This window comes from Bartonella sp. TS25HLJMH, assembly GCF_042193505.1.
GTDB lineage: Bacteria > Pseudomonadota > Alphaproteobacteria > Rhizobiales > Rhizobiaceae > Bartonella > Bartonella grahamii.
The window spans coordinates 29957-38439 of sequence record NZ_JBHILV010000014.1 but is presented as its reverse complement, the minus strand read 5'-3'; the positions used below and the strand labels follow the sequence as shown (position 1 = coordinate 38439).

The 8483-nt window shown below is 38.7% G+C and carries 6 protein-coding genes; 3 read left to right on the top strand and 3 right to left on the bottom strand.

Annotated features, from left to right (window positions below):
* Positions 1–368: 368 nt before the first annotated feature.
* Positions 369–2354: a M23 family metallopeptidase gene (locus ACFINF_RS06945; protein WP_375620236.1), complete on the top strand. Its 1986-nt coding sequence runs from the start codon at positions 369–371 to the stop codon at positions 2352–2354.
* 852 nt (positions 2355–3206) lie between these two features.
* On the opposite strand, the gene ACFINF_RS06940 is transcribed toward ACFINF_RS06945, so the two are convergent.
* From ACFINF_RS06940 to ACFINF_RS06930, 3 genes are all read right to left on the bottom strand, one after another.
* Positions 3207–4628: a sensor histidine kinase gene (locus tag ACFINF_RS06940; protein ID WP_375620235.1), complete on the bottom strand. Its 1422-nt coding sequence runs from the start codon at positions 4626–4628 to the stop codon at positions 3207–3209.
* A gap of 224 nt (positions 4629–4852) precedes the next feature.
* Complete coding sequence (locus tag ACFINF_RS06935; RefSeq protein ID WP_375620234.1) at positions 4853–5407, bottom strand: RNA polymerase sigma factor; 555 nt, start codon at positions 5405–5407, stop codon at positions 4853–4855.
* Positions 5408–5414: 7 nt separating this feature from the next.
* Complete coding sequence (locus ACFINF_RS06930) at positions 5415–5618, bottom strand: NepR family anti-sigma factor (protein WP_375620233.1); 204 nt, start codon at positions 5616–5618, stop codon at positions 5415–5417.
* 168 nt (positions 5619–5786) lie between these two features.
* Between ACFINF_RS06930 and ACFINF_RS06925 the strand changes: the two genes are divergently transcribed.
* Together ACFINF_RS06925 and ACFINF_RS06920 are read left to right on the top strand one after the other, a co-directional pair.
* Positions 5787–6581: a response regulator gene (locus tag ACFINF_RS06925; protein ID WP_015856822.1), complete on the top strand. Its 795-nt coding sequence runs from the start codon at positions 5787–5789 to the stop codon at positions 6579–6581.
* A gap of 22 nt (positions 6582–6603) precedes the next feature.
* Positions 6604–7617, top strand: coding sequence for a sensor histidine kinase (locus tag ACFINF_RS06920; protein ID WP_015856823.1), 1014 nt, complete (start codon positions 6604–6606; stop codon positions 7615–7617).
* Positions 7618–8483: the final 866 nt, after the last annotated feature.

Genomic DNA, 8483 nt, shown 5'->3' with positions numbered 1-8483 from the left:
TTTTTACTTTTTTCAAAAATAAAATATCGTAAACAACTGGTTGTATTTCAATACATTACACTAAAATAAAAATAAAACTTGAAAACAGAAAGAGTTAAAGGGAGCATGGCGCCTTTAAAGTGAATATAGCACCCCATTGCAATGCATAAAAATAGGAAGTGCCTAGGAATAGATTAATCACAATAACGCTTGTTTTTATGTTACTTTAATAAGGAAATTTTTCTGCACAGGTACGATTCATAAAGACATTACTGTATAAAGAGAATTCGCATGATCTGTAATTTGTAAAAAGAATCAAATTCTTGTAGAAACATGCTAAGCTATGCTAGCTTTCTTTATTTAATATTGAAAAAGTACTCTTAAAATCTATGTGGGATAACGAGCAACAAAAAAACGATCCCGGACAGGACCCTGCTCTTGTCGTCAAACCCCTGCGTCCTGCGCGCCGACAAGTTTCGGCCCGTTGGCTTACGGGAACCGTTCTGACAGGAATCACTTCCTGCATTCTTATGGGTATTGCACTTTTTACGGCTCTTGATGAACAACAGCGATTGGTAACCCCTCCACAATGGTTTACGAAAGAAAATCTCTCTCACACACAAGATCCTGAGGCCAATGGGTATAAAGGTGATCGTATTTCTCCCACCCATGCACGGCAAAGCTTTGACAGCAAACGTCAATTTGAACTATCAATTCTGCAAAAAAAAGGCGATGAACAAGTTATTCAAACACAACATTTTGAATGGATTCGTATGGCTTTAGCCGAAAAGCGCCCCCAGAAATATAGCTATCCAAAATTTGATTCTTTAAGCATTCTTGCCAGTGATTCGAAAAATCAAATCGCCAAACCACAAGATTCTGGACAAATTTATGGAGCAAAGGTTGAAACAAAAATCACCTTACGCAACTATGATTTTAAGGTAAATCAATTCGATTTTGACGACAACGATACGCTGACAGATGAAGAGGCACAACAAGAAGTGCAAAAAGCTGGATTTACTTTAGAAAAAAGTACCGAACTTCTTTCAGTTCTCACATTGATTGATCCTTTAAAATTAGAAGATGCATCCACTGATTCCCAAGGTACAGAATCCCCTGAAGTTCGCATTATTCAAGAAAATGTAACCGTTTCTCCTCAAAGTCACCGTATCGATCTGACAAAAAACTATGTTGAAGATATTATTCCTATTCGTAAAAAACAAACGATAGCCGATGCTTTCAAAAAAACCAGTTATACAAAAAAGCAAATTGAACAGGTCGTAAAAGCGCTAGAAAAAATTAACCTTTCCGATACCCTTAAAGAGGGAAGTCTTTTACGCATTGGTATCGTGACACAAGCTGGTGAAGAAGACCATCTCGTACGCGCAAGTATCTATCAAGGGATGTATCATGTTCTTACCATTGCGCTAAATGATAAAGGCCAATTCATTGAAAGCACAGAGCCTAAAATGTCTAAAGCTCTTCAAACGGCTTTTCAAAATGGTATTCCGCATTCTTATATCAATAGCGCGCAATTACCAACAGCTTATGATGCACTCTATAGTGCCTTGCTAAGCCATAATATATCACAATCTCTCTCTCATCGTCTTATTCGTCTGCTTGCCACCAATATTGACATGAAAAGTCCGATAACCCCCAATGATCAAATCGAAATATTTTATGCCGTACCACAAAGTGATAAAGAAAACCAAAACGGTAAAAAGAACTTGAAAGCAAAGGAAGCATTCAAAAACACTGATCCAGAAATTCGTTATATTAGCGCAACTTTTGGAAATACAACTTATAAATATTACCGTTATCAATTAAAAGATGGAAGCGTTGATTATTATGATTCTGAAGGAAGGAGTTCAAAGCCTTTCTTGCTGCGCAAACCCACACCAAATGGGATTTTTGGCTCCCCCTTTGGTCCACGCAAACATCCTATTCTAGGCTATGTTCGCATGCATACGGGAGTTGATTGGGTTGCTCCTAAAGGATCACCCATTATTGCTGTAGGAGATGGTATTGTCACAAGAGTAGGCGTAACAGGTGGCTATGGAAATCACACGGAAATTCAACATGCCAATGGATATGTCAGCAGTTATTCACACCAAAGCCGTTATGCACCAGACATCAAACCAGGCGTGAAAGTACGACAAGGACAAATCATTGGGTATGTTGGAACAACAGGAATGGCAACCGGTCCCCATTGTCATTTTGAAATCATTGTCAATGGCGTTAAAGTTGATCCCATGCGCATCCGTATACCGGATAGCAAAGCCTTAACCAATCAAGACCTACAAACATTCCTACAAGAAAAAAACAATATTGATGCCTTGATAAACAGCCCGATACCCCCCTCCGAGGAAACTTAAAGCATAAAAGCATCTGCAATTTTTACAACTCAAAACATCTAAAAAATATGCTTTAGCGCTTATTTTTCTCAAAGAGATTTCCGCACTTTAAACATCTATAAAGAATACGCCGAAATATGCCACCACCCAAGGTTGCATAACAATGATTAAGAATAAACGCCCTCCCCTTTGCATGTTTATGCACAATAGAAAAGTGCAAAATATGAAATCCCAAAAGGCTAACTCTTCTTGTTTGTTTTATCAAAACGATAAAAATCCCTTTGTTATCCATACAATAAAATCTTAATCAAAGGTGAGTTTTTCTAAAGGATGAAGATTCTAAAACCCATATCATTCTATAAACAACCCGACTTCTTGTTGAATAGATTCCACTTGTTGAATGCTTATGCTGTTCATAGCCTTAAAGGACGGTGTTTCATAAACTTTATGAGCAAGTTTTACCTAAAAATATTCGTTACACACTTTTACAAAAACACCACATATTTAAAGTTTTACATGCCTTACAAAAAATAACAAAATTTGAAAAAACAATCTCTTCGTAAAGAAATAGAGCTTACTAATATAAATATTATTGGTTTAAAAAAGCTCTTATTCAAAATAAATTTAAATTTTAACTTAAGCACTTCAAAGCCTATAAAACATACAAAAAAAGGAGAGTTTTGAAAGCCGATAATCTGACTCAACAAAGCGAAAAACAAAGAGACCAAACGATGAAGAAGCAATGTTGCTTCTCTTAAAGACAATTGACAATCTGATATGAATGGTACTGTGTTCGCGTTATCTAAGTCATATTTTTTCTCATTTTTATTAAAACGAACAAGCAGAGAGCAAAGAGTTTATCTCTTTAAAAAATCAGTCAGAGCTTTTTTTTAAACTATTCATGCTGAGTTTTGGCAAAGGAATGACAATCTTTGTGCCTCCTAAAGCAGAAGTTTCAAACAGAGGTTTCTCACCAAATTGCATACAGAGCTGTTCCACGACCACACGACCAAGTCCTGTTTTTTGTTCTAAAGTTTGGCTTTTCATTCCCACACCATCATCTTCTACAATGAGCATCAATTGTCCATCTTTCTGGGGACCAAAAGAGATATAAATATGACCCGTACGTTGATCAGGAAAGGCATGTTTTAAAGAATTTGTTAGCAGTTCACCAAGGATAATTCCAAGTGTTGTCGCATCTCTTGAAGACAGGCGACAATCTTTAAAGTTGGTGTGAATGGTGATGTTTTCACGCAATTCAAAAGGGACTGCTAATTCGACATCATGCACAACAGAACTGAGAAACTCTGCTAAAAAAGTCGTTTCCATATCATCACTTAAGCGCAAACGACGATGTGCTGTAGAAATTGTCTGAATACGATCACGTGCAGCTCCTAGCACAGAACGTACCTCTTCATTTTTGCTCCGATTTAACTGGAGCCCCAGCAAAGAAGACACCGTCCCAAGAGAATTGCCAATGCGATGGCTTGCATCCTGCAACAATATTTCAACCCGTTGGCGTTCTTTTTCAGCGTGATTACGGGCTCTTTCTAATTCTTGTGTCCGTTCTTTCACGCGGGCTTCCAGAGCGATATTTTCGCTATGAAGCAGCAATTGATACAATTTTAAAGAGCGCACATCACGATGAAAACGATTAATAACAAAATAGGCAGAAATAAAAGTACTCACAACGGAAACAATAGCCGCCAATGTCAAAGCAGCCCGCATTAATGCGATACCCTCACGCTGTTTTTGTCGCACCACATCATCCCCATTAATAAAGCTTGTCATCAATTGAGCTAAACGTGCCACAGGAATCTTTGATACTTCAAAAGAGGTCGCATGAGAAGGTTGTTCAGGAATCGCATCAAGAGCATGCATATGGGCATTCATAAATGCTTTTCGTGCTTCAACCTCTTTTTTAAAAGCCGTAAACCATTCATACCATTGTGGATGCGCATAAACAATAAGTGCAATATAATCGAGAACATTCCCCAACTCCCGCTCTGAATTTTCAAAACGTACTTTATCTTCCGCCTTGCGCGTTTTTGCATAGCTGCGATCAGCAACAGCCATATCAATCAAGCTAATAAGAACCAAATCAGCCTGTTCGCGCAATTCTGAACTTGTATCCAACTGTGCGACTTCCCGATCAACGGCATTTGAAAGCAACATAATAAAAACCGATGCCAAAAGAGCCATAACAAGAGAAACAACAATCGCTACCCACCGCCAGCGTGATATCGTTGCATCAGAAGAAGGCATTTGAGGCATCAAATTTGTTTTTGTTGTCATAGAATGTCCATTGGCGAACTTGAAAGTCGTCATTTTTCAGCACAAAGGAAGGCAACCTTATGGCACATAAAACCTAAAGCCCGTGGGAAAGTTTATACAGGCTTTTCTTGTGTTCCTAAGGATACACGCCAAACACTCTGAATTTCCTCAGATACTGACTTTACTGTAATAGCTATAACGGGAATAAAAAAAACAAGGCTAACGATCATAATTATTATGCTTTTTTAGCCGTTAAATGAACATAATGTACTTCCAGCTGAATAAGAATCAGGACCATAATCAGACTCACCATCCACCTTGAGAAGTTCTTGTAATCGATTACGCGCCCTGCTCACTCGACTTTTAATGGTTCCAACAGCACAACCACAAATAGCGGCAGCATCTTCATAAGAAAACCCCGATGCGCCAATAAGAATAATGGCTTCTCTTTGATCGGCAGAAAGCAAATTTAAGGCTTTTTTGAAATCTTGCAAATCAAGCAGTCCGTATTGAGCAGGATGAACAGCGACATTTTGAGTAAATACGCCATCGGTATCTTGAACTTCTCTTCCCTTTTTACGCATTTGACTATAAAATTCATTGCGCAAAATGGTAAAAAGCCAAGCCTTAAGATTGGTTCCCATCTCAAAACTATCTTGCTTAGCCCATGCCTTCATAACAGTATCTTGGACCAAATCTTCGGCTTTATCGTGCTTGCCACTTAAAGAAACAGCAAAAGCTCGTAAAGCCGGCAACACCAAAAGGAGTTCTTGTTTAAAGTTTTTCGCGCACTTTGACATAAAGAATTCAAACCTTTTCCACATTGCTTAAGCCAAATTGCTCTGCGCGCTCCAACTTCTCTAAAAGCTCGAGCAAACACCGTGGCAGTGCTTCTTCTTGAATTTCCATGTAAAATTGACGTAACTTCCGTGCTATTTCGCTATTGACCCCGAGAAGATCATCTCCAACTGTAAATTGTGTGGTGAGATTTTTTTCATCACGGTCGTTCATTTTTCATCCCCCTAATCCATATAATATCAGTAGCACCGCGAAGAGTTTTTCGCTCTATGGTTGTAAATATGGCTGTCGATAAAAAGTTCCATACAAATCAAGGAACTTTTTTATCTGCTGAGAATTTCAACCAACAAAATGCTTGAAAGGTCAAAGGAGTTATAAATTATGTCATTATCAACGCGCATTGCCCCGCATCTTCCCTATCTTCGGCGTTTTGCCCGCTCTGTCACTGGTAGCCAATCCTCTGGCGATGCTTATGTATCAGCAATGTTGGAAGCACTCATTGCCGACATCTCCATTTTTCCCAAAGCATCCAGTGACCGAATTGGTACCTATTGGCTTTTTTGCCATCTTTTTGACCAAACCACACCGAACATCCCTGAACCCCTGCCCCAATTTGGTCTTGAACAAAAAACCAGTGCCAAATTATCCTATCTCACGCCCCGTGCACGCCAAGCATTTTTGCTCATTGCCGTTGAAGGATTTCATGAACAAGAAGCAAGCGAAATCATGAATCTTGATACAAAAGAATTCCGTAAGCTTCTCAACCAAGCATCCATTGATATTTCTCAACAAATTGCCACTGAAGTAATGATTATTGAAGATGAACCTCTTATTGCACTTGATATTGAGCAAATGGTAGAAAGCTTAGGTCATCATGTTGTAGGAATAGCGCGCACGCGTGATGAAGCTGTCATCATGTATCATAAGAAAAAACCACGGTTGATTTTGGCTGATATTCAATTAGCTGATAACAGTTCAGGTATTGACGCGGTCAACGAGATTTTGAAAAATGACCGTATACCGGTGATTTTCATCACGGCTTTTCCCGAAAGGCTACTGACCGGCGAGCGTCCAGAACCAACTTTTTTAGTGACCAAACCTTTTAACCCTGATATGGTGAAAGCGCTTATTTCCCAAGCTTTATTTTTTCAAGAGAATGCTTCTAAAGCGGCTTAGAACAGAGTAACATCTTAAAATTATGATCGTTACGCCTCTTTCAAAGCCTCCCATGGATAGATCTCATATGAGTGCGCTCATGCAAGCGATTCGTGGTGCTGATATTTGTGTTCTCTATCAGGCAACAAATCTGGTTTATTTATGGGCTGAAAACTTGCCACACCATTTGCACAATAAATGGCGGGTTGGGTGTCGTGACAGCGACTTTTTTTCGCTTGACCTTGCAGACAATATGGAAACCATCAAACTGCAAGTTTTAGCGAGTGGCAAAATGCAAACTGTTGAAGCACGTTTTGAAGATACAAAAAAACAAGAGATTTGGTACAAATTTTCTATTGATTGCCATCGTAATGATAACGGAGACATTATCGGTATTATCACCACCGGTGTTAATATTTCCGGCTTACGCCGCCGTGAACAAGTGCTTAAAATCCTTCTTCGCGAGGTCAGTCATCGTTCTAAAAATCTTCTAGCGATCATTCAAAGTATTGCTAGCCAAACCGCTCGCTATACTGAATCTCTTCAGGTTTTCTTACGCAAATTTCAAGGTCGTCTTCATTCTCTTTCTCATTCTCAAGATCTGATCACTGATTCTGATTGGCGTGGCGCTCAATTTCGCGAATTGGTCCAAACGCAGGCTTTAGGCTATTTTATGAAAGAAACAGAACGTTTTTCACTTGAAGGCGTAGATCCTTATCTTTTTCCCAATGCCGCTTTGCATATTGGTTTGGCTTTTCATGAACTAATTGTAAATTCTCTTTCTTTTGGAGCCCTTTCCCAAGAAAAGGGTAGCATCTGTGTACGCTGTGAAATCGAAACAAAACTGAATGGTAAAACGCAACTTATCATCACTTGGCATGAAAATTTTGAATCTGGCATCCCTCCCACAAACAATAAAAAAGCCTGTTTTGGTAGTGCCGTTCTCGAAAAAATCGTTCCCATTTCCGTAAATGGTTCCGCTTCCCTCAAATTGACAAAAGAAGGAATTGTCTATTGCCTCTCTGTTCCTGATACTTACTTTGATATTTTTTCTTAAAAGAGCATTTCAAATAATAAACAAGAGAAATTTCCCCTTTTTTAGCAAAATTTCTCATCTCTTTTATTAAGCACAAAGATATTTTCCAGCCTCTTTAAACCAACCTCTATAGTCCCCCAAGTTCTCCAAAACCTTAACAATGATAACTTAGCCGCATAAAATCCATTCCCGCTTATCAATCAACTTTCATCCCTCATAGAACCGCATATTTTAAGACAGAAACCAAAACGATGAAGAGCAAACCGTTTCAGCTTTTGTATGCCAAATAAAAGCGAGCCTATTACCTATCTCTTTTTGTGTAATTTCGCAAAGCGCATACAATTTAATTTTGGCAGAATATAAAATTTTAAGGAGTAAAGCTAACATCCACCATCACTCTTCAGCTTTACGGGACTAAAGCATCCACGACAACGACAATTAACTGATGAAATTACACATTTTATGCTTTTATTTATCGCATTCTTTAATGAAGATATCCTCTTCAGGTACGATAGGACATCCTAAAACAGAATACACTTGCGTCTTTCATTCACGCACTTTTTTAATATTTCCCAGCGCATCCACGCTCATTTCAAAACAGTGTCTGTAAATAAAATATAATAGCCCCCGTAAAGTGAACCATCAAGCACGCCCCTTTTTGCTCCACCTCCTTCTTTACCTTCATGCCCCTTTTCACTTCATAAAAGTAGTAAGCTGAGCATCATCATACCCTTTGTCCCTCATGTTACAACAGCCATTGACATTTGAGAGCGTTCATAAGGAGCATTTTAGTCTTTTTTCAAATATTTCTCACCAACACAAAGCCCATACACACCCCTTTATGACATGCAACCCAATGACTTTAATTAATTCACTATAGAACTGGC

Coding starts and splice junctions, on each gene's coding strand:
- ACFINF_RS06940 (WP_375620235.1), bottom strand. CDS start 4,628: ATGACAACAAAAACAAATTTGATGCCTCAAATGCCTTCTTCTGATGCA.
- ACFINF_RS06945 (WP_375620236.1), top strand. CDS start 369: ATGTGGGATAACGAGCAACAAAAAAACGATCCCGGACAGGACCCTGCT.
- ACFINF_RS06925 (WP_015856822.1), top strand. CDS start 5,787: ATGTCATTATCAACGCGCATTGCCCCGCATCTTCCCTATCTTCGGCGT.
- ACFINF_RS06920 (WP_015856823.1), top strand. CDS start 6,604: ATGATCGTTACGCCTCTTTCAAAGCCTCCCATGGATAGATCTCATATG.
- ACFINF_RS06930 (WP_375620233.1), bottom strand. CDS start 5,618: ATGAACGACCGTGATGAAAAAAATCTCACCACACAATTTACAGTTGGA.
- ACFINF_RS06935 (WP_375620234.1), bottom strand. CDS start 5,407: ATGTCAAAGTGCGCGAAAAACTTTAAACAAGAACTCCTTTTGGTGTTG.